The sequence below is a fragment of the Hymenobacter sp. 5516J-16 genome (assembly GCF_022919335.1).
Classification (GTDB): Bacteria; Bacteroidota; Bacteroidia; order Cytophagales; family Hymenobacteraceae; genus Hymenobacter; species Hymenobacter sublimis.
Genome location: NZ_CP095058.1, coordinates 1438903 through 1460406, shown reverse-complemented (window position 1 = coordinate 1460406; position 21504 = coordinate 1438903). Strand labels below are relative to the sequence as shown.

Genomic DNA, 21504 nt, shown 5'->3' with positions numbered 1-21504 from the left:
ACGGTCCGGTAAAAGCTACCCGCAATTGCCGGACCAAGCTTTACGGAAAGTAAACTTCCGGGCCCGGTTCGTGGTTCTATACGCCGACCGTGGCAGTGCGGCGGCAGTTACGTAATTTCGTGCTGCCGCCGGCCTTCCCGTCGTCGGAATAGTTCACCTTAAAGCCTAGCTTTCACCTATGGCCACGTATCCCGAATACATGGTAGCGCCGATTCGCCAGGACCTCGTTGAGGCCGGTTTCGAGCAGCTGATGACCCCCGAAGAAGTTGACACGGTGCTCAACGAGCAGAGCGGTACCGTACTGGTGGCCGTTAACTCGGTGTGTGGCTGTGCCGCCGCCAAAGCCCGTCCGGCCCTGAAAATGGCCGTTTCTAGCTCCGACAAAAAGCCCGCTAAACTGGTAACAGTATTCGCTGGCATGGAAACGGAAGCCGTGGCCAAGGCCCGCGAGCATATGCTGCCCTACCCACCCAGCAGCCCTTGCATTGCCCTGTTTAAAGATGGTGAGCTGGTGCACATGATTGAGCGTTACCACATTGAGGGCAACGATTTGATGCGCATCGTGAACAACCTGCAGGGTGCCTTCGAGGAGCACTGCTAAACCTGAGCTGCTGCTTTTGCCCATCAGCAAGAGTATCTGACCCAAGCAAAAGCCCGTCACAACATTCGGTGTGACGGGCTTTTCTATTAGCTGCCGGGTGTAGCTAGCTTATTTCCGCAGCAGAAACGGCCCCAGTACCAAGGCATCGAGGCCGGAGCGTAGGTAGCAATCCAGGGCGTCGGCCGGCGACTCTACCATGGGCATGCCGTTGAGGTTGAAGGATGTGTTCAGCAACACAGGTACCTCACTTCGCTTTTCGAAGGCGAGCAACAACTCGTGAAACAGTGGATTATCGTCGGCCCGGACGCTTTGGAGCCGGCCCGTGCCATCGTCGTGTGTGACGGCCGGGAGGCGCTGCTGGGCTAGCGGGAGCAGCGGAAATACCTTTTCCATGAAATAAGCCGTTTCACCCGCTGGCAAATCGAAGAACTCGTGCTGACGTTCCACGGGCACTGCGGGGCAAAGGGCCGAAAGGCTTCGCGGTATTTGATGCTGGCATTTACCCGGGCTTTCATGTCGGGCAGGGTAGGATTCGCCAGAATACTCCGGTGACCTAGGGCGCGCTGGCCCAGCTCCGAAGCTCCCTGAAACCAGCCTATTACCAACCCTTCGTGAAGCAAATCCGCCGTAGCTTCAGTGAGATTAGATGGGCACTCATACTGCAGCTTGCGGCGCTGGAGCTCCTTTTCAACGTCAGCCGCCGCGTATTCCTGGCCAAAGAAATTATGCGTGCTAGCCCGGCTTGGTTCGGCCGGAAGGTTGAGCACGTACTGCCAGCCGTACAAGGCGCTGCCCACGCTGATGCCGGTATCGTCGGGGGTAGCGCCGATGTATACTTCCTGGTAAGGTATCCGTTGGGTGAGCTTGCCGTTGAGCACCGAATTCATGAGTACGCCCCACCCAGCACCAGGCGCCGCTGGCCGGTACGAGCGTGCAGGTTGCCTAGAAGCTCAAACACGACCTCCTCAGTGATGCGCTGCACGGCGGCCACAATATCAAATTCGCGCTGGGCGGGCTCAGCGCCGGGGGTAGGGGCGCTCCGAGCAGCTCCACTAGCTTGGGCGAGTAATAGTGCGGCGTAAAAAACAGGAAGAACTCGAAATAGCGTAGGTCCAGCTCAAAGTGCAGGCCGCTTACCTGAATTAGGGGCCGCAGCACTTCGTAATAGGTCTGCGGATTGCCGCGCGCCGCCAAGGCCATAATCTTCCACTCGTCGCCGTTGGGACGGAAGCCCAGGAACTCCGTGAAAGCGCCATAAAACAGTCCCAGTGAGTGAGGTGTGCGGTTGGCGGCCAGTTCCTGTAGGCCTGCCGTGGTAGCCGTGCCCATCAGCCCCGTGGTGGTTTCGCCAAAGCCATCGGCTACAAAGAAGTCGGCCTCCGCGAAGCCTGATTGCAGCAGGGCATTAGCCAGGTGGGCGCGGTGGTGGTCCACATAATGCAGCCGCATCTGAGTGCCCTCCGAACCGGTCAGCGTTTGATTGATGCAGCTGACGCCGCCTTGCAGTGCGGCCAGTTCATTGAGTGTGAGCTGGGCCAGCTTGCCCCGGTTTTGGAAGGCATCGGCTAGGGTTTGCTGGGGCTGCAGCAGGTAGGGAGCTGGGTTCCAGCCGATAAACACGTCAGCAATATCCGTCAGCTCAATGCCGGCCACCTCGCAGCAATACCGAATAGCCAGCCGCGGAAACGACTTATCCTGTTTCACCCGGCTCAGCCGCTCCTCCGCAATGGCTACCCGCACCCGCCCATCTGGCCCCAGCAAACACGCCGAGGAATGAAAGCCGCTGCAATTGATACCAAGAATGTACTGTGCCATTAGAAATCAGGAAATGCTACCTACCCGTCAAAAGTACACATTCTGAAAACGGCCATTTCGGCCCGGCAACTGGACCCCAACGCTACCCCACCACGCAGCAAAAAGCCCGCCATCTGGCGGGGCTTTCCACTAAATCAACTCCAACACAAAATCCGACAAATCCGTCTGAATCCGTTGTTTAGTTGGCTACCTCACTCAGGAATTTGATGCGCATCAGGCGCAAGTCCTCTTCAGTGTAGTCGTCGGTGCCGAGTTCCTTGAGGGCCGCGGCAATGTTATCGGTTTGGGCCGTCATGAAGTAGTCATAAATCTCCTCCTGCCGCTCCTCATCCAGCACTCCGTCAATGTAGTAATCGAGGTTGAGCTTGGTGCCGGCGTAGCAGATGTGCTCAATTTCCTCCATCAGCTCCCGCATGTCGATGCCCTTAGAGGAAGCAATTTCCTCCAAATCCATCTTCTTGTCGATTTGCTGAATGATGTAAATCTTGATTTTCGACTTATTAACGGCTGATTTTACCACCACGTCGGCGGCCGTTACAATGTCATTCTCGTCCACATACTTCTGGATCAGGGCCAGGAAGGGCGCACCAAACTTCTGGGCCTTGCCCTGGCCTACCCCCGACACGTGGGCCAGGTCATCCATTTTGGTGGGGAAGGTCGTCGCCATTTCCTTCAGACTCGGGTCCTGAAATAGCACGTAGGGGGCAGATTTTTCTGCTGGGCCACTTTCTTACGCAGGGCCTTCAGCATGTCAAACAGGGCCTCGTCATGACCGGCGGCCTGCTGAACTTCTTCTTGTTCCTGTTCCTCTTTCACCTCTTCCTCGTAGTTATGGTCCTTGGTGAGCTTGATTGAATGCGGATTTTCAATGAAGTCAATCCCCTTGGCCGTAATCTTGACCACGCCAAAGTTTTCGATGTCCTTTTCCAAGTAACCACTGAGCAAGGTCTGGCGCAAGAGCGAGTGCCAGAATTGAGCGTCGTGGTCTTTGCCCTGCCCGTAGATGGGTAGTTTGTCGTGGCCGTAGCTTTCCACGTGCGGGTTGTTCATGCCCATGAGCACGGTGCCAATGTGGTCGAGGCCAAACCGTTCGTCGGTTTGCACTACCGCTTTCAGGGCCATGCACACTTCCTCCTTGGCCTCAAACCGCTCTTTAGGGTGCTTGCAGTTGTCGCAGAAGCCGCAGTCCTTCTCGAAATGCTCGCCGAAGTAGTGCAGTAACTGCTTACGCCGGCACACCGCCGAGTCGGCGTAATTGGCCATTTCCTGCAAGAGCAGCTTGGAGTTGTCGCGCTCCGTGACGGGCTTGTCCTTGTTGAACTTCTCCAGCTTCACAATGTCGTCGTAGCTGTAGAACATCAGGCAGTCGCCCTCCAGGCCGTCGCGGCCACCGCGGCCGGTTTCCTGGTAGTAGCCCTCAATGCTTTTGGGCGTGTCGTAGTGAATGACAAAGCGCACATCGGGCTTGTCGATACCCATGCCGAAGGCAATGGTGGCCACAATTACGTCGCAGTCTTCGTTCAGGAAGGCGTCTTGGTTGGCCATGCGCACGTGCGGGTCGAGGCCGGCGTGGTAGGGGAGGGCGCGCACGTCGTTGACTTTCAGCAGCTCAGCAATTTCCTCTACCTTCTTGCGGCTCAGGCAGTACACAATGCCGGCCTGGCCCTTGCGCAGCTTCACGTACTGAATCAGCTGCTTTTTGGTGTTGTGCTTGGGCCGCACCTCATAGTAGAGGTTGGTGCGGTTAAAGGACGTTTTAAAAACCGAGGCATCATCCATCTGCAGGTTCTTCTGGATGTCCTGCTGCACTTTGGGGGTAGCCGTAGCCGTGAGGGCAATGATGGGCACCTGCACGCCCAGCCCATCAATAATGCTGCGAATCTTGCGGTATTCGGGCCGGAAGTCGTGGCCCCACTCCGAAATACAGTGGGCTTCATCAATGGCCACAAAGCTGATGGTAGCCTTGTTGAGAAACTCGATGGTCTCGTCCTTGGTAAGGGATTCGGGCGCTACATACAGCAGCTTCACTTCGCCGCTAATCACGTCCTTCTTGACCTTATTCATTTCCGACTTCGACAAGGTCGAGTTCAGGAACTGGGCATTCACCCCGAAGGCATTCAGCTGGTCCACCTGATTTTTCATCAGGGCAATAAGCGGCGAAATGACGATGGCCGTGCCCGGCAACACCAGCGCGGGAAGCTGATAGCACAGGCTTTTGCCGGCGCCAGTAGGCATGATGACGAACGTGTTATTGCCCGCAATAACGTTCTGAATGATGTCTTCCTGTACGCCCCGGAACTGACCGTACCCGAAAACTTCCTTTAACTTGCCTTTCAAATCAGCCTCTTGCTGCACTTGTTGTTTCACGGCTGGCATGGACATCCTCACTTACTCAATTGGGGTGGTAGATTGGATAAACAACACAACGTGTTGCTTATCCAATCTAAGGATTTTATGGTATTCGGTGCTAAGCGAAGGAGGTAAAGAATTGGGGCCAACCCCAAAGTCACCGGCACTGTTCAGCTCCCGATACGCAATATCAAATTTAGATTGAAACCGCAGAACGAACTCAACTTACTTGCAAAAAAAGTGCTTCAGCAAGAAGCGGAAGCAATTCAGGGAGTTGCCGATGCCTTAGCCCGTACTCCCGATTTTGCACAATGCGTAGAAGCCATTCTCTCTTTGCGGGGAAGGGTAGTGGTAACCGGCATTGGCAAGAGCGCCCACATTGCGGCTAAAATGGTGGCTACCTTCAACTCCACGGGTACGCCAGCCCTGTTCATGCACGCCGCCGATGCCATCCACGGTGACCTGGGCATGATTCAGGCCGAGGACTTTGTAATTGCCATCAGCAAGAGCGGTGATACGCCCGAAATCAAGGTGTTAGTGCCCCTGCTCAAGCGCAAAGGAGTGCCGCTGGCGGCCCTGGTCAGCAACGCTGAGTCCTACCTAGCTGTGCAGGCCGACTACGTTCTGCACGCTCCTGTGGAGCGCGAAGCTTGCCCGCACAACCTGGCCCCAACTACCAGCACTACCGCGGCCCTGGCCCTAGGCGATGCGCTGGCCGTGTGCCTACTGGAGTGCCGCGACTTCAGCCGACAGGATTTTGCCCGCCTGCACCCCGGTGGTACGCTGGGCAAACAGCTTTACCTAAAAGTTGGTGACCTAAGCCGGCAAAATCAGCAGCCGCGGGTGGTAGACACGGCTCCGCTCAAAGAAATCATTCTGGAAATTTCGGGTAAGCGCCTGGGCGCTACGGCCGTACTGGACAGTGATAATGCCCTAATTGGCATCATCACCGACGGCGACCTGCGCCGGATGCTGACCACGTTTGAAGGCCGGCTGGAAGCCGTCCGGGCCCGCGACATTCTAACGCCTGCCCCCGTGACAATTGACGTGGACGATTTCGCCGCGGAAGCCCTCACGCGCATGCAGGACCGCAACATCACCCAGCTGGTAGTGACTGAGCATGGGCACTTCGCAGGCTTTATTCATTTGCATGATTTGCTGCGGGAAGGATTGGTATAGTAGCTCGTTCAGTATGAGTACTTAGGTGCTTCAGCTACAAGTACTGGATGTAGTTGAGGGTTAATGAGTATAATTAAATAATTTACAAGAATTATTATATATAACAAATATTCCGTTATCATTGCCCAAAGTCATAGTAGAGAATAAGCTGCTTATTGGTACATTTTACGCTTCTCGTAACCAGCTTAAGTTTCTCGGTTTGGGCTTTTAATCAGCTTACATCCTCTTGCTAAACACGGGCTTCACGTCCGGCTTCGATGGAACAGCATACGTATCTCGTTGTGATGGCTGGCGGCATTGGCAGCCGCTTCTGGCCCTTTAGCCGCACGCATCATCCTAAACAGTTTCATGATGTGCTGGGGCTCGGGCGCTCCATGCTTCAGCTCACTGTCGACCGGTTTCGGGGAATTTGTCCGCCCAGCAACGTATTTGTCGTCACGAACCGTGATTATACCGAGTTGGTCCAGCAGCACCTGCCGGAGCTTCCGGCCGATCAAATTTTGGGCGAGCCCATTGGGCGGAATACAGCGCCTTGCATTGCCTACGCCAGCTACCGCATAGCCCAGCGCGACCCGGAGGCCATCATTGTGGTAACGCCGGCTGACCACGCCGTCATGCACGAGGAAAACTTCCGGGCGGCCATTCGCACGGCTCTCGACGGGGCCCGCACCCACAATGTGCTCATTACCCTTGGCATCCAGCCCTCCCGCCCCGATACCGGCTACGGCTACATCCAGTTCATCGACGAGCCAGTGCAGCCCCAGCACGTGCAAACCGCTCCTGGGCACGAGGATGGTGTTTTCCCGCAGGAGCTACGGAAGGTGAAAACCTTTACCGAGAAACCTAATTTGGAGCTAGCCAAGATGTTCGTGGCCAGCGGAGACTTCCTGTGGAACTCCGGCTTGTTCGTGTGGCGCGCTGATGCCATAATTCAAGCTTTCCACCAGTACCTAAGCGACATTGCTGAGGTATTCGATGAGGGCTGGAACGAGCTAGGAACTCCTGAGGAGGAAAACTTTATTTCCCGGGCTTATACCCGCTGCCGCAACATCAGCATCGACTACGGGGTGATGGAAAAGGCTGATAACGTATACGTGCTACCCGCTGACTTCGGGTGGAGCGACCTAGGCACCTGGGACTCCCTGCACCGCATGGGCCACCACGACGCCGACGAAAACGTGGTAGACGGCAACGCCCTACTCTACGATACGAGCGAGTGCGTTATTAAAACACCGCCCGAGCGCCTCGTGGTAGTACAAGGCCTGGAAGGCTACATTGTAGCCGAGTACGACAACGTGCTGCTCATTTGCAAGCGCACCGAGGAGCAGCGCGTAAAAGAGTTCGTAGCCGACGTGAAGTCCAAAAAGGGCGTAGGCTATAATTAAGCATTAGGAATCGGAAGCAAAAAATCGAACCGGCTATCATCCTGATACAGAAAGGATGACAGCCGGTTCGATTTTTTGATCTTAGCTACAGCTTTCTACTTCTTCACTAGGCGTTGGCGTAGCACTTCGTAGAGCATAATGCCGCTGGCTACCGATACGTTGAGGGAGCTAATTTGCCCGGCCATCGGGATGCGGAGCTTGTGGTCGGCAAGGCGCAGGTATTCGGGGCTGATGCCGTCTTCCTCGCTACCCATCAGCACGGCTAAAGGACCCGTCAGGTCCACGGTTTCGGCTTCCAGGCTGGCGTCTGACTTTTCGGTACAAGCCACCACCTGCACCCCCGATTCGCGTAGGAAGGTCAGGGTGTCTTTCAGGTTGGGCTCCCGGCACACCGGAATCAGGTTCAGGGCGCCGGCCGAGGTTTTTAGCGCGTCGCCGTTTACTTGGGCGGCGCCGCGGCTGGGCACTACAATGGCGTGTACGCCCATACACTCGGCGTTGCGAGCAATAGAGCCGAAGTTGCGCACATCCGTAATGCGGTCCAGCACCAGCAGAAGCGGGGTTTTGCCTTCCTCGTACAAGCCCGCCAGAATGCTGTCTAGGGGCATGTACTCAATCGGCGACACGTAAGCCACGGCGCCCTGGTGGTTTTTGCGGGTAATGCCGTCGAGCTTCTCCACGGGCACCATCGACACCGGAATGTTGGCCGTTTTGGCCAGGGCCGTAATGTCCTGGGTCATGGAGTTCTTCGTGCCACGCAGCAGGAAAATCTTGTCCAAGGTGCGACCGGCGTTCAGGGCTTCCAGGATGGGCCGTAGCCCGAAAATCATGTCGATGCTACGGTCCTGGGCTGGGCGGTGGGGGTAGCGTGGCTTGTCTGAACGGCTACCTTCAAAACGGCCACCTTCGGCCCGGCTTCCCTCGAACCGTCCTTCCTCAGAGCGGCCTTCTTGCTCGCGCGGAGCTGGCCGCCGGTTAGGAACGGGGCGGTTTTCAGAATCAAAAAATTGGCGGCGCTCAGTTAGCGGCCGGGGCGGGCGGTTCGTCCTTTTCTCCATTGCTCCACGGCGGCATACCAGAGTTGTTCGTACTCGGGACGGCGCACCAGTTCATAGTTATCGGGGGCAAAGGTACTGGGTTTAGCGCGGAACACGAAGGTTCCGCCCAATCCCTGGTCGGCGCGGTAAAGCCACCGTTCTTCGCCTGCCTCCCGGTACACGGTTTCCGGCGGGCCCAGTACTAAGTACAGCATCCCTCGGTCGGAAAGCCAGCCGGCTTTATGGGCGGAAAAAAGTTGGTTGGCTTCCTGTACGCGGCCATAATAGGTGCGAATCAGCTGGCGGGCAATGGTTTGGTTATTGCCGGCCACCGTAAGCCAGAATTGGTCCACGGCTTTTTTGGGGTCAGGGGCATCAAACAGCTTTTTACGCTCAGCTGAAGTTGTCAGGTAGAGTAGGGGTGCAATCAATTCATCGGCCGACGTTAGGGCTGGAAAGGTATTATCCTCCACTAGCAGCCCACTGCGCGGCTCCTGCTCGCTAACCCGCAGCAAATACAGTCCCGCTTGAAACCGGAGCAAGCTGCCTGCCCGGTAGCGCACCGAGTCTTGGGCACTGAGCTTGCGCGGTTGGGCAGGCTGGGCGCCGGGCCCGGCCATGGGCGGAGCGGCGGCTAGGGAACTGAGCGGGTAGCGGTAGGCCTGCACGTTCAGGTCGGGGCCGTAGGAATCAATCATGAACGGTTCCCCGGCGCGTACATAGTGACGCAGCAACGGCTGCCCCACGGAATCAGTCAGAATGAAGGACCGGGACAAATGCTCCGGCGTCAGGCGGAGCCAGGCGGCTTCGCCCGAAGCAGCTTCGTCGGCGGGGCCCGTCGCCAGGCTAAGCACCTGGCCCACGCGCAGGCGGTTCAGAGGTAGGCAGAAATCCAGGGTAGCCGTTTCGCCTTCCCGGCGTAGGCGGCGTGCAACATGACGAACGGTATCTTGCCACAGCACCCGTTTGGCGTCGTAATCAGCCCATAGGGCAACATGCAGCGGAAAGCCGCGCCGGATCTGGGCAGCGCTGGGAAAACGGAGGTAGAGCCGCACACTGTCGCCTTCCCGCCGGGTATCTATTACAATGCGTCGGTCGGGCCGGTACTGGGCAGCAAAATCCCGGCGCGGTGCGGCTGCCAACGGCAGGCTGCTCCCCAGACTTAACAGTGTGAATAACAGGTAGTAAAACGGTTTCACGAGTGGGAGCAGATAAAGAGTAGGAGGACAAGGTAGGCTTTCTAACGACAGAAGCCGACCCCATTGCTGGAGCCGGCTTCTGAGCGGCAAAAACTGTGCAGCTTAGCGCTGGTAGTACTGCTGGAGCAAGCCAATGGCCTTGGTAGCCCGTTGCTGGTCGCCAATCTGCTCGGCGGCGCGGCCGATGCTGTTCAAGGACATTAGGTAGGTCTGGAACTCCTGATCGAAGAGGGCGCTGTTGTGGGTGCTGTAGTAAGCCAGGGCCCGCTCGGCGCGGCCGGTCATGGTGTCCATAATTTCGTTGGCGCGGTCTTTTTCGCCCACGGCCACCAGAGCCGGAATAAACTGCGGCACGTAGTAATCATAAGGAATAGCCTTGTCGGGCATTACCTCGAAAGCCTTGTCGAGCACTTGCTTAGCGCGGGCTTTGTCGCCCTGAGCCAACAAGCTGTTCGCTAGGCGCGAGAACTTGTCGCGGTAGTTAGCCGGGAAGCGCAGGTTGTTCTCGTCGTAGAAGATATTCGGGTTGTTCAGGCCCCGGAAGGCGAATTTCTTCATCAGGTTGTCATACATCAGCTCCGTAGCCACGTAACCCTCGTCGCTACCACCTTTGGGGTCGTAATTCGGGTCTTTGGCGGGCAGGATGCGGTAGGCCATGCCATCGAGCTGGAAGTAGGGTTGCAAGCCCATGAAGTCGCGCGAGTCTACGGTGCTGGAGAAGTACACCGGACGCTGCCAGTTGTTGGTGGCCAGAATGTCCAGAATTACGAGGCTCTTCTTCTCAATGGCGCTCTTGCCTACTTCCCATTCCATGCGCGGCACCAATTGGTCAAGACGGTCGGCGGGAATAATGCCCATTTTAGCCACGGCGGCCGTATCAATGGGCAGGTAGAACTTGCGGGAAGGGAAGGAAAGCAAGGACTTCGAGCCGTCGCCGTAGCTTACTTGCAGCAGCGGGCTGTTCTGTCCTACCAACTGCATAAACTGGCGCACGTCTATCTCCTTAACCGAAGGATTCTCGGCGTAGGGGAGGTAGTCGTTGGTGCCCTGCTTGTAATTAGCATTCTCCATCGAGATGGGCAGCGGCTGCGACTTATACGAGCGGCGCTTCATCTGGTCGATGTACCAGTCGGTGTTCAGGTAGCTCAGTACGGCCACGCGCACGTCGGTGCGTACGCCTTCCACCTCCTGGGCGTACCAGAGCGGGAAGGTGTCGTTGTCGCCGTTGGTGAAGACAATGGCGTTGGGAGCCAACGAGTTCAGCAGGTTCTTGGCCGAATCCACGGAGTTGTAGCGGTCCGAACGGTCATGATCGTCCCAGCCCTGGGCCACCATAATGCCCGGTACTACCAGACCCAGCAGCGTAACCACGCCCGCCCGCGCTGTTTCCGACTTCACCGCTTTTTCCAGCAGCTCAGCCAAAGCCAGCACGCCCAAGCCAATCCAGATGGCAAAAGCGAAAGTGGCGCCAGCAAAGGTGTAGTCCCGCTCGCGGGGCTCAATGGGCGGCTGGTTTAGGTACACCACAATAGCCAGGCCCGTCAGCAGGAACAGCAACCCTACTACCAGGGCATTGCGTCCGTCGCGACGCACTTGGAAGAACAGGCCTAACAAACCCAAAATCAGGGGCAAAGCGAAGAAAGCGTTGCGAGCTGGACTGTCGGCAATGCGCTCCGGCAGGCCCGCGCCGGTGGGGCTACCCCACAAAATGCCTGACTGCTGAATGTCGCCCTCGCGGCCCACGTAGTTCCACATGAAGTAACGCCAGAACATATGGCCCATCTGGTACTTGAACAGGAACGACAAGTTCTGGCCCATGGTGGGCTTCACGCCATCCTGAATGTCAACCCACTTTTTGTAGTTGTAGAGGTGAAGTGGATCAGAGCTATACAGGCGCGGGAGCAGCATTTTCTCGCCGGGCGCGTACTGCAGTTCCGGACGGTACTCGGCCACCACATACTTGTCGCCCTGGCGCACGTAGCGCGGCGCACCGTCTTCCTGAGCAATGGGCTGAGCGTTAAACTGAGGACCATACAGCAGGGGCCGGTCACCGTACTGCTCGCGCTTCAGGTAACTCACGAAGGAAAGCACATCCTCCGGGGCGTTTTCGTTGATGGTAGGGTGGTAGGAGCTGCGGATGGGAACAATCAGGTAGCTGGAGTAGCCAATCAGAATGAACACGAAGCTCAGCATCACGGTGTTCAGCAGGCGGCTGCGGCGCCGGAACGACTGCCGGAAGCCAAACCAGATTAGCCCCACGAACAGCAGCAGAAAAATCACCAGGCCCGAGTTGAAGGGTAGGCCGAAAGAATTGATGAAGAATACTTCAAATGCGCCGGCCAGAGTAGGTAGGCCCGGAATGATACCGGCCAGAATCAGGCCCACAATTACGCTGCTCACTACCAGCGTAATAATGCCGCCCTTGGTGGTGGGGTTTTGGGTACGACGGTAGTAGTAGATAAAGCCTAGGGCCGGAATAGCCAGCAGGTTCAGCAAGTGCACGCCAATGCTCAGACCAATCACGTAGGCAATCAGCACGAGCCACCGGTCCGAATCAGCCTCGTCAGCGCGGTTTTCCCACTTTAGCATTAACCACACCACGGCTGCCGTGCACAACGACGACATGGCGTATACCTCAGCTTCTACGGCATTAAACCAGAACGAATCGGAAAAGGCGTAGGCCAGAGCTCCCACGGCGCCTGCTCCCAGAATCAGCAGGGTTTGGCCGAAGGTAGGCTCCAGGTTCCGGTCGTCGTGCATGCCGGGGCGGTGCAGCACCAGCTTCTTGGCCAGCATGGTGATAATCCAGAATAGGAAAAGCACCGTGAACGAGGAACTCAGGGCCGAGAGCGTATTTACCAGCACCGATACCTTCGTGACGTCGCCGAAGGAAAGCAGGGAAAACAAGCGGCCCAGCAAGAGAAAAGTAGGGGCTCCGGGCGGGTGGGGCACCAGCAGCTTATAGGAGCAAGCAATAAATTCGCCGCAGTCCCAGAAGGAAGCCGTGGGCTCCAGGGTGAGCAGGTAGGTAACAGTAGCAATGGCAAATACCAGCCATCCCACTAGGTTATTCAGGCTTTTGTAACTCCGCATACGAAATAAAGTGAGGCTGACCACGGCCAGCCCGCTGCTGAACGACGGGTTTTTAAGGTCCGGAAAGGAAATCAGTGAAAGATCAAAAGTAGAGAATAAGTAGCGAGAGGCGGTAGGCAGGTTGCGTATCCGGGCTAGTTTCTACTCCGGTAATTACCCGGGTACAAAAAAAGCAGCCTGGGAGCAGGCTGCTTTTGCTGTAAGACTTTCGGGGAAGTCCTAGTTCTGTAGCATAAGGCGTTTGGTTGAAACCACCTTATCGTTCTGCACCAAGCTGTAAAAATACATACCCGGGGCAGGTCCGAAAGGTTCAAATTCATGCCGCCATCGGCCGCCTCCGGCCGCAACCCTACGCTACGCACTTCCCGTCCAATAACGTTGCTCAACCGCAGCTTATAATCAGCCCACGGCAGTTTTTGGCCCACGGAAATAGTAATCAGGCCCCGCGACGGGTTTGGATAAACGGAAAGTGCGGGTGTAAGCGTACGGGCCGCCGCTGAAGTAAGTGCTGCGCTCGGGCTTACTTGTTGCCAAGAGGTAGCAGCTCGCGCCGGAAGCTGGCGCGCCGTAGCGGCTTTCAGCCGGACAGTGGCCGCCAGCAAAGGCAGTTGCCACAGCAACAGCAGCAATACAGGGAAAAAGCGCGTAGTAAGTTTCATGGCATTCAGGCGACGTCTGGGGCGCACAAAGTAAGTGTGCGAAGGAATTAAATAAGTAGGGGCATCCTCAACGGGACAAAGCGGCAGGCAGTGCAGCTGCCACCTGGAATGACAACTACCGTGCCTTGTTGTCAGGGTAGGTTTGCCAGCCAGATGTCTGGTTAGAGGAAGAAGTTGCATGCAGGTTTAAGTAAACTTACGACACGCGGAAGTAAATAGTTGAGGGTGAAGGTAGTAAAATTTCAAACGATAAAGGCGAAATCCTCCTAGCTAGACGTTTTGGCTTAACCGCTGACAACCTGTTAAACGGATATACTGGAGCGGGTGACAGCCAGAAATATTCTATTTCTACCTCATGTATAGCGAATTTCTTTTAAATCAAAATAATACAGTTGGCCGTTGCTGGCAAGGGCTAGGCGACCGGCTTCATCAACCCCCATAATCTGGCCCTTTATTCGGCGGCCGCTCACCTCATACTCGTGCTCCTCCTGAAACTGGTACAGCACCCGCAGGTACTCCGTGCGAAGCGCCCCTACCCGCCCTGCTCGTAACTGCAAATACCGGCGCTCCAGGCTTTCCAGCAATCGGGCGGCCAGCGTGGGCAGTTCATAGGCCCGCCCGGTCAGGCACGTCAAGGAGGTAGCGGTTGCTACGTCAAACTCCCGCTGGTTAATATTTAATCCAATTCCGACGATACTATGCTGAATCTTCGGGCCGCTTAGTGTGTTCTCAATCAGAATGCCTCCTAGCTTTTGCTGGCCGAAGAAAATGTCGTTCGGCCATTTCACCCGCAAGGCTGGATCAGCGCCGAGCAGGACCGTCAGCCAATCATGCACCGCCAGGGCCACGGCTTGGCTTAGCAAAAACTGATCGGCGGCGGGCAAGAAACTAGGGTGCCACACTACCGAAAGCGTCAGGTTTTCGCCCGGTGCGGCCTCCCATTGGTTGCCTCGTTGGCCCCGCCCGGCGGTCTGTTTGTCGGTAATGACGCAACAGCCGTCCGTGGCCCGGTTTTGGACAGCTAACTGGTGTGCCTCGGTGTTCGTCGAGGGGCATTCGGGCAACCAGACAAGCTGTTGGCCCGTGAAGAGCGTTTGGGGGGATATAGCCTCCACGTGTTTTTCGTACTTTGTGACGTTCAAACCTAACAATACCCCATGAAAAGTACCCTGGTTCGGCAGGATTCGGACAAGTTGGCAGATGTAGTAGTGCGCGGCATGCAAGAGAAGAAAGCAGCCGATATCGTGGTGCTCAATCTTAAAGACCTCAAAAATGCCGTAGCCGATTATTTTATAATCTGCTCGGCTTCTTCAGATACGCAAATTGACGCTATTGCCCGCTCAGTAGAAGAGGAGGTAGAAAAGCTCACTGGTCAGAACCCTTGGCAAACCGAAGGGCGCATGAACCGGGAGTGGGTCCTGCTCGACTACGTGGATGTAGTAGTGCACGTCTTCCTGCGTGACCGGCGCCAGTTCTACGGCTTGGAAGAGCTGTGGGGCGACGCGCAAATCACGTACGTGGAGGAAGAGGAAACTCCGGCGGTGGTAAGGTAAAACTCACCCCACGGCGTCTTGCAAAATACTGGCGGATGCGCCAACAATCATTCAAGTGGCGTGTTGCGCCTTTGTTTCTTGTCTTAGCAACCTCAATTCATGTCTGATACGACGCCAAAAAAGAAAAAACCTATGCTGCCCAACCCCGCGCCACGGCCCGGGATGCAGCTCTGGGTGCTGACGGGCTTGGTGGTGCTCATCCTCGGGATGGTGTACCTCTCGCGCAGCAACCCCGTGATTGAAATTACGCAGAAGCGCTTCGAGCAAATGCTTTCGGCCGGCGACGTGCGCGACGTAACCCTCGTGAACGACAAGCAGGTTGAGGTTACGCTTACCTCCGACGCTACCAAGAAGCCTCCGTATGATGCCGAGCTGAAGCGCCGTGGTCCGCTTTCCATGGAGCAAGGTGCTCAGTACGGCTTCAGGGTGGTTGATGGCAAAACTTTTAAGACGGACCTAGACAGGGTGCAGTCTACTTTACCTGCTGACCGCCAGGTTGGTCTTAAGGTAGTGGACCGCACGGGCTACAGCGAGTACGTGACTACCTGGGGCTTCATGATTGTGCTGTTCGTGGGCTTCTGGTTCCTAATGCGCCGCATGAGCGGAGCTGGGGGGCCGGGTGGTCAAATCTTCAATATTGGCAAGTCCCGTGCGGCGCTTTTTGAAGGCGGCGACAAGGTAAAGATTACCTTCAAGGACGTAGCCGGTCTGGAAGAAGCTAAAGAGGAAGTGCAGGAAATTGTGGAGTTCCTTAAGAACCCCTCGAAGTTCACCATCCTCGGTGGTAAAATCCCGAAAGGCGCCTTACTAGTAGGTCCTCCCGGCACCGGTAAAACCCTGCTGGCGAAAGCAGTAGCAGGCGAAGCTGACGTGCCGTTCTTCTCCCTGTCGGGCTCCGACTTTGTAGAAATGTTTGTGGGAGTGGGCGCCGCCCGGGTGCGTGACCTATTCAAGCAGGCCAAAGCCAAGGCTCCGTGCATCATCTTCATCGACGAAATTGACGCCATTGGCCGCAGCCGCTCCCGCGGTAACGTGCCCGGCGGCAACGATGAACGGGAAAACACGCTGAACTCCCTGCTGGTAGAAATGGATGGTTTCGGTACCGACTCTGGGGTTATTATCCTGGCCGCTACCAACCGCCCCGATACCTTGGATTCGGCCCTGCTGCGTCCGGGGCGCTTCGACCGCCAGATCAGCATCGACAAGCCAGACATTAACGGCCGCACCCAAATTTTCAACGTGCACCTGAAGCCGTTAACCTTGGGCCCCGATGTGGAAGCCAAGAAGCTGGCCGCTCAGACGCCTGGTTTTGCCGGCGCTGAAATTGCCAACGTCTGCAACGAAGCCGCCCTTATTGCCGCCCGCCGCGATAAGAAGATGGTGACCATGCAGGACTTCACCGACGCCGTAGACCGTGTCATCGGTGGTCTGGAGAAGAAAAACAAAATCATCAGCCCCGGCGAGAAGAAAGTAGTTGCCTACCATGAAGCTGGCCACGCTATTGCGGGCTGGTTTCTGGAGCACGCTGATCCGCTGGTGAAAGTTAGCATTGTGCCTCGGGGGGTAGCGGCGCTGGGCTACGCGCAGTATCTGCCGCGGGAGCAGTTCCTCTACAACACCGAGCAGCTCATGGACGAAATGTGCATGACCCTGGGTGGCCGCGCCGCCGAGGAGCTAGTGTTCGGCAAGATTTCGACCGGTGCCCTTTCCGACTTGGAGCGCATCACGAAAACGGCCTACAGCATCGTGACCATGTATGGCATGAACGCCAAGCTGGGCAACGTTTCGTTCTACGACTCAAAAGGTCAGAATGAGTATGGCTTCACCAAGCCGTATTCGGAGGCTACCTCGCAGATGATTGACGAGGAAGTACGGACCATTATCGAGCAGGCTTATATCCGTACCAAGGAGTTGCTGACGGAGCGTCGGCACGAACTGGAGGTAATTGCCAAGGAACTGCTGGAAAAAGAGATTCTGCTCCAAGATGACTTGGTGCGCCTCGTGGGTCCTCGTCCCTTCGACAGCCAGACGACGTACCAAGCGCACATGGCCGGTACCGACCGGAGCGAAACGCTCAGCGAGCGGAAGCAGGAACACCCAGGTGTTCCGCTCGGCAACGACCTCCCAGACCTGAATCTGCCCGGTATGGACAAGGACCAAAACGGCACTACTGGCACTGCCACCGAACCTAGTGGTAGCGCAGTAACGCCGCTCTAATCTAGCCCCTGGCACTCACAGAAAAGCCCCTTACCGCTACGGTAAGGGGGCTTTTCTATGAGTAAGAAAGTTGACTTGCTACTTATATTTTGGTTGGCGTTCCTGCAGATAAACTCGGAAAGCCGGTAAGGCTTTGGCCTTCTCAAAACCATGCCGGGCAATGGCTGTCCGTACGGCGGGTAGTAACTCGGCTAGCCACGCCTCAAAATCGGCGGTGGTAGCGTTGTAGCTTTCCGGAGAGGAGGTAGTTGCGGCAAGAGGAGTAGGCCTATCGTTCATGTACAGTTCGTTTTAAAACGGTATTTGCCAAAAGAGTGCCAGCTAATCACTGCCTAGGATTTGTACAAATTGACTTCTTCTACATAGTTCTGATCAAGTATAATAAAGCCCGTTTATAGTCACTATTTGCCTATAAGGTGTTCAAGTACAGCCCAAAATTTTACGGGGTAGTTCAATTATTGCCTCAGTATCGGGTCGGAAATAGGTAAGGGTAGGGCCAGGCTTCTTAAAATCATGCCGCCGTAGAACGCAAACCGAATCCTTGTACCTTTACTTTCATGGCGGATACTTCTCGTGATATTATCCTGCGGCGCATTCGGGAGTCCTTGCGGCAGCCGGCGGAGCAGCCGGCGCGCCCCGACTTTGCGGCGCCCCTGCACCCCCGGCCCACGTCGGATGATGACCTGGCGGTAGCGTTTGCGCAGAGCTTTGTGCGGGTAGGGGGCGTGTTCTACTATTGCGAGTCGGTGGAGCAGTTCTACGATGCGCTTTTCGCCTATAAGCGGGAAAAGAATCTGGAACACCTTTACGTATGGGAGCCCGAGCTGAAAAAGCTGCTGCACGAGGGCAATATTGTTTTTCAGGGCGATGAAGCGGACTTTCGGACCAACGCCGACGCTGGGCTTACGAGCTGCGAGGCCCTAGTAGCCCGCACGGGTAGCGTAATGGTAGCCGCCGGCACGGCTAGCGGCCGCCGCCTCAGCATCTACCCCGATCAGCACCTGGTGGTAGCGCGCACCTCCCAGGTGGTAGCCGACATTGGCGACGCCCTGAAGCTGATGCAGCAGAAGTACGGGCCCGATAAGCTGCCCTCCATGATTTCCCTGACCACTGGGCCAAGCCGCACGGCCGATATTGAAAAAACGCTGGTGCTCGGCGCCCATGGCCCGCGCAGCATCGTCTTGTTTTTACTGGATGACGCGCCCGCCGCAACTACCTGACCTCGCGTTGCCCCCGGGCCGCCGCGTGTATTTTGCTTCTGATTTTCACTTGGGTGCCCCCGATGCTGCCCGCTCTCTGGAGCGGGAACGGCGCATTGTGCGCTGGCTGGATATGGCCGCCCAGGATGCGGCAGCCATCTACCTGCTAGGCGACATCTTCGACTTTTGGTTTGAGTACCGCCACGCTATTCCCGGGGGTTTATTCGGTTGCAGGGCAAGCTAGCCGAACTAACCGATGCCGGCCTGCCCGTGACGTTTTTTACCGGCAACCACGATATGTGGATGTTCGACTACTTCACCAAGGAGTTAAACATTCCTGTCCTGCGCAATCCGGTAAGTCAGCGCATCGGGGGGCACACGTTTCACATCGGCCACGGCGACGGGCTGGGCCCCGGCGACCATACTTATAAGGTATTGAAGCGCGTATTTGCCTCGCCGGTAGCGCAGTGGTTGTTTGCCCGGCTGCACCCTAATTTAGGTATCGGCATTGCTAACCGCTGGAGCCAGCACAGCCGCCTGCAAAACGGCGCCGCTGATGAGCAGTACTTCGGGGAGGAAGAATGGCTGCTGACCTACTGCCGACAAGTACAGCAGCAGTTTCCGCACGAGTACTACGTATTCGGGCACCGCCACCTACCGCTGGATGTGGCAGTTGCCCCTGGTAGCCGTTACGTTAACCTAGGAGAATGGGTCAATTATTGCTCCTACGGCGTTTATGATGGCAATCAGCTGGCGTTGCAGCACTTTGAGCAAGGGAAACAGAGCTAAGAGTATAGCGCCTGGAAATATGAAATGGACTGCTGCCTGTTCCTTAGTTCTAGGGTTGACGCTTACCACTTTGGTTGGTGCACAGGCGCAAACTACGGCGCCCGCGGCGGGCTCTGTGGCACCTGCCGCGCAAGCCGCGCCCGTCGTAACCGTTCCGGCCAATACGAAAGCTGCCGGTAGTACCTGGCAGCTGCTGCGCACTATTGCTCTGGCCCAGCCCGGACCGGCTTCTCTAGACCGTCGCGGTAACCTCTACGTGACGGATTCCCAGAATAATCTGCGCCAGTACGGGCCCGATGGGCAGGCCCTCAACACGTATTCGCCCCCGTTGCCGGGGCATACGGCTCAGGTAGAAGCCTGGAACACGGCCAAAGTTCTGGTGTTCTACGATGACCGCCAACAGGCAGTGCTACTTGACCGGTTTCTGACGCCGATTGGGGAAGTGCGCTGGCCGGACTACCTCGACGGGCAAGTGCGGGCGGCTACCTTGGCTCCCGACGACCGGTACTGGCTGCTCAACGAGTCGGACCTAACGCTGCGCCAGTTTGATGCGGCCCAGAAACGGTTCACCATCACTACCCCGCTCGACCTGCTTATTGGTCGTACCCGCCCCGATTTCCGGTTTCTGCGCGAGTACCAGAACAACCTCTACCTCGTAGACCGCACCAGTGGTATCTATGTATTTGATAACCTGGGTAACTACCGCAAGAAGCTCCCGCTTTTGGGGCTGAGCTACGTTGGTTTTCGGGCCGACGAGCTGTACTACCTGGCTCCTGATGGCCTCCGATTTTTCCACCTGTATACCCTCGCCGAGCGGGCGGTACCCTTGCCCGTGGCGGGCGCCCAGCAGGTGGTTGTCAGTGACCAATATGCCTACGTGGTAAGTGCTGCCGGCATTCAGGTGTATAAAATATAGGCCCTTGCTGAGGGCAGGAAGCTGCGCAACAGCAGCTGACGGCTTGTGAATCAGGAAATAGCCGAGCTTAAGGAGGGCCTGAGGAGGTAGTACGGCCGGGTGGTCGTAACTCGTACTGGGTGCGTGGCGTTATGCTAACAGGCTGGCTTTGAGTCAGTGCCTGTTCTGTTTCACTCCACCATACTATTCAGTTATGAAGGCACTCGTGTATCACGGAATGAGAGACGTGCGCGTCGATACCGTTGACGACCCCGAAATTGAAGATGCGCGCGACGCAATTATCCGCGTGACGAGCACGGCCATCTGCGGCTCTGACCTGCACATTTACAATGGCAGCATTCCGCAGCCTCGGCCCATGGTACTTGGTCACGAGTTTATGGGCATCGTGGAAGAGGTAGGCAAAGGCGTGAAAGGCAAGCTCAAGGTCGGCGACCGGGTAGTGGTGCCGTTTCCTGTTGCCTGCGGCACCTGCTATTTCTGCAACCACCAACTGCCCGGCCACTGCGAAAACTCCAACCCTGACCACTACGGCCCCGAAGGTGGGTTGCTGACCGAAAAAGGCGGGGCGCTGTTTGGCTACACCGATATTTACGGCGGCTATAACGGCGGCCAGGCTGAGTACGTGCGCGTACCCTACGCCGACTTCGGCCCCGAGTAATTCCGGATAGCCTCACCGACGAGCAGGCCCTATTCCTGACGGACATCTTCCCAACGGGTTATTCCGGCATTGATTGGGGTGAAGTAAAAGGCGGCGAAATTGTGGCCATTTTTGGGGCCGGACCCGTGGGTATTATGGCCGCGAAATCGGCGTGGCTGCGCGGGGCGGCCCGGGTAGTGGTGGTTGATACCCTGCAGTACCGGCTCGACAAGGCCCAGCACGCCACAAACTGCGAGGTTATCCGCTGGGAAGATGCTAAGTCGGTAGTGGAGCAGATCCGGGAGCTGAGTGGCGGGCGTGGTGCCGACGTGTGCGTGGAATGCGTGGGCTTCGAGCCTGACCGAGATTTGCTGGACCGGGCCAAGGCCGTTATCAACCTGGAAAAGGGCTCCGATAAAGTGCTGCTGGCTTGCATGAGTGCGGTTCGCCGGGGCGGCATCGTGTCGGTGCTGGGCGTGTACAGCTCCCCCTTCGATAACTTCCCTATTCATCAGTTCTTTGACAAGGGCATTACCCTGCGGGGCGGGCAGGCACCCGCTCAAAAGCACATTGATAAGCTGCTGCAGTATGTAATTGAGGGCAAAGTGGTGCTGGATGACATCATCACGCACCGGCTGCCCTTGGCCGAAGCCGCCCACGGCTACGACATTTTCCGCAATAAGAAAGACAACTGCGTGAAGGTGGTGCTAAAGCCCTAACCGGCGCTCTTTCTTACCTATTCTTGCCTAGTACAAAAAAGGGCCGGCTACTTGCCGGCCCTTTTTTGCGTCGGTTTGGCTTGGCAGACGGCGCTCTGTAATCCGGGCTATTTTCTACTTACATTTGAAAGAGACGACTTCGGTCGTTGCCGATCCT

At 56.7% G+C, this 21504-nt stretch carries 13 protein-coding genes and 4 pseudogenes; 9 read left to right on the top strand and 8 right to left on the bottom strand.

Annotated features, from left to right (window positions below; translation table 11 throughout):
* Nucleotides 1–178: 178 nt before the first annotated feature.
* The gene (locus tag MUN84_RS07085; RefSeq protein ID WP_188556178.1) at nt 179–601 is read left to right on the top strand and encodes a BrxA/BrxB family bacilliredoxin; all 423 of its coding nucleotides are present in this window, start codon (nt 179–181) and stop codon (nt 599–601) included.
* Between the two features lie 108 nt (nt 602–709).
* Here the strand turns inward: MUN84_RS07085 and MUN84_RS07080 are convergent.
* From MUN84_RS07080 to recQ, 3 genes and pseudogenes are all read right to left on the bottom strand, one after another.
* Nucleotides 710–1488 (bottom strand): annotated as a pseudogene (locus MUN84_RS07080) (carbamoyltransferase C-terminal domain-containing protein).
* A gap of 55 nt (nt 1489–1543) precedes the next feature.
* Nucleotides 1544–2416 carry a carbamoyltransferase N-terminal domain-containing protein gene (locus MUN84_RS07075; protein WP_244697240.1) on the bottom strand — a complete coding sequence of 291 codons (873 nt, stop codon included), beginning with the start codon at nt 2414–2416 and terminating at the stop codon, nt 1544–1546.
* 178 nt (nt 2417–2594) lie between these two features.
* Nucleotides 2595–4792, bottom strand: a pseudogene (gene recQ / locus MUN84_RS07070) (DNA helicase RecQ).
* A 174-nt stretch (nt 4793–4966) separates the two neighbouring features.
* On the opposite strand from recQ, the gene MUN84_RS07065 reads away from it, so the two are divergent.
* Nucleotides 4967–5944, top strand: coding sequence for an SIS domain-containing protein (locus tag MUN84_RS07065; RefSeq protein ID WP_410780075.1), 978 nt, complete (start codon nt 4967–4969; stop codon nt 5942–5944).
* Between the two features lie 257 nt (nt 5945–6201).
* Nucleotides 6202–7329, top strand: coding sequence for a mannose-1-phosphate guanylyltransferase (locus MUN84_RS07060; RefSeq protein ID WP_244697238.1), 1128 nt, complete (start codon nt 6202–6204; stop codon nt 7327–7329).
* 95 nt (nt 7330–7424) lie between these two features.
* Here the strand turns inward: MUN84_RS07060 and rlmB are convergent, their stop codons facing one another.
* From rlmB to MUN84_RS07040, 4 genes are all read right to left on the bottom strand, one after another.
* Entirely contained in the window at nt 7425–8387 is a 963-nt protein-coding gene (gene rlmB, locus MUN84_RS07055) for a 23S rRNA (guanosine(2251)-2'-O)-methyltransferase RlmB (RefSeq protein ID WP_244697237.1), read from the bottom strand.
* On the bottom strand, nt 8351–9565 hold the full coding sequence (locus MUN84_RS07050; RefSeq protein WP_244697236.1) for a GWxTD domain-containing protein: 1215 nt from the start codon (nt 9563–9565) through the stop codon (nt 8351–8353). The genes rlmB and MUN84_RS07050 overlap by 37 nt, the downstream gene beginning before the upstream one ends.
* A 102-nt stretch (nt 9566–9667) precedes the next feature.
* Entirely contained in the window at nt 9668–12658 is a 2991-nt protein-coding gene (locus tag MUN84_RS07045) for a DUF2723 domain-containing protein (protein ID WP_244697235.1), read from the bottom strand.
* Nucleotides 12659–13670: 1012 nt separating this feature from the next.
* Entirely contained in the window at nt 13671–14432 is a 762-nt protein-coding gene (locus MUN84_RS07040) for a biotin--[acetyl-CoA-carboxylase] ligase (RefSeq protein ID WP_244697234.1), read from the bottom strand.
* A 42-nt stretch (nt 14433–14474) separates the two neighbouring features.
* Here MUN84_RS07040 and rsfS point away from each other — a divergent pair, with 42 nt between their 5' ends.
* Together rsfS and ftsH are read left to right on the top strand one after the other, a co-directional pair.
* The gene (rsfS, locus tag MUN84_RS07035) at nt 14475–14870 is read left to right on the top strand and encodes a ribosome silencing factor (RefSeq protein WP_188556187.1); all 396 of its coding nucleotides are present in this window, start codon (nt 14475–14477) and stop codon (nt 14868–14870) included.
* A 99-nt stretch (nt 14871–14969) separates the two neighbouring features.
* Entirely contained in the window at nt 14970–17087 is a 2118-nt protein-coding gene (gene ftsH / locus MUN84_RS07030) for an ATP-dependent zinc metalloprotease FtsH (protein ID WP_244697233.1), read from the top strand.
* Nucleotides 17088–17165: 78 nt separating this feature from the next.
* Here the strand turns inward: ftsH and MUN84_RS07025 are convergent, their stop codons facing one another.
* On the bottom strand, nt 17166–17366 hold the full coding sequence (locus MUN84_RS07025) for a hypothetical protein (protein ID WP_244697232.1): 201 nt from the start codon (nt 17364–17366) through the stop codon (nt 17166–17168).
* A gap of 278 nt (nt 17367–17644) precedes the next feature.
* Between MUN84_RS07025 and MUN84_RS07020 the strand changes: the two genes are divergently transcribed.
* From MUN84_RS07020 to MUN84_RS07005, 4 genes and pseudogenes are all read left to right on the top strand, one after another.
* Entirely contained in the window at nt 17645–18307 is a 663-nt protein-coding gene (locus MUN84_RS07020; RefSeq protein ID WP_244697231.1) for a lactate utilization protein C, read from the top strand.
* Nucleotides 18282–19075, top strand: a pseudogene (locus MUN84_RS07015) (UDP-2,3-diacylglucosamine diphosphatase). Before MUN84_RS07020 ends, MUN84_RS07015 begins: the two are co-directional and overlap by 26 nt.
* Before the next feature lie 115 nt (nt 19076–19190).
* The gene (locus MUN84_RS07010; RefSeq protein ID WP_244697230.1) at nt 19191–19991 is read left to right on the top strand and encodes a hypothetical protein; all 801 of its coding nucleotides are present in this window, start codon (nt 19191–19193) and stop codon (nt 19989–19991) included.
* Between the two features lie 193 nt (nt 19992–20184).
* Nucleotides 20185–21347, top strand: a pseudogene (locus MUN84_RS07005) (zinc-dependent alcohol dehydrogenase).
* Nucleotides 21348–21504 lie beyond the last annotated feature (157 nt).

Excerpts from the sequence above, each read along its gene's own strand:
- MUN84_RS07085 (WP_188556178.1), top strand. The coding sequence starts at position 179 with ATGGCCACGTATCCCGAATACATGGTAGCGCCGATTCGCCAGGACCTC.
- MUN84_RS07075 (WP_244697240.1), bottom strand. The coding sequence starts at position 2,416 with ATGGCACAGTACATTCTTGGTATCAATTGCAGCGGCTTTCATTCCTCG.
- MUN84_RS07060 (WP_244697238.1), top strand. The coding sequence starts at position 6,202 with ATGGAACAGCATACGTATCTCGTTGTGATGGCTGGCGGCATTGGCAGC.
- rlmB (WP_244697237.1), bottom strand. The coding sequence starts at position 8,387 with ATGGAGAAAAGGACGAACCGCCCGCCCCGGCCGCTAACTGAGCGCCGC.
- MUN84_RS07045 (WP_244697235.1), bottom strand. The coding sequence starts at position 12,658 with ATGCGGAGTTACAAAAGCCTGAATAACCTAGTGGGATGGCTGGTATTT.
- rsfS (WP_188556187.1), top strand. The coding sequence starts at position 14,475 with ATGAAAAGTACCCTGGTTCGGCAGGATTCGGACAAGTTGGCAGATGTA.
- ftsH (WP_244697233.1), top strand. The coding sequence starts at position 14,970 with ATGTCTGATACGACGCCAAAAAAGAAAAAACCTATGCTGCCCAACCCC.
- MUN84_RS07025 (WP_244697232.1), bottom strand. The coding sequence starts at position 17,366 with ATGAACGATAGGCCTACTCCTCTTGCCGCAACTACCTCCTCTCCGGAA.
- MUN84_RS07020 (WP_244697231.1), top strand. The coding sequence starts at position 17,645 with ATGGCGGATACTTCTCGTGATATTATCCTGCGGCGCATTCGGGAGTCC.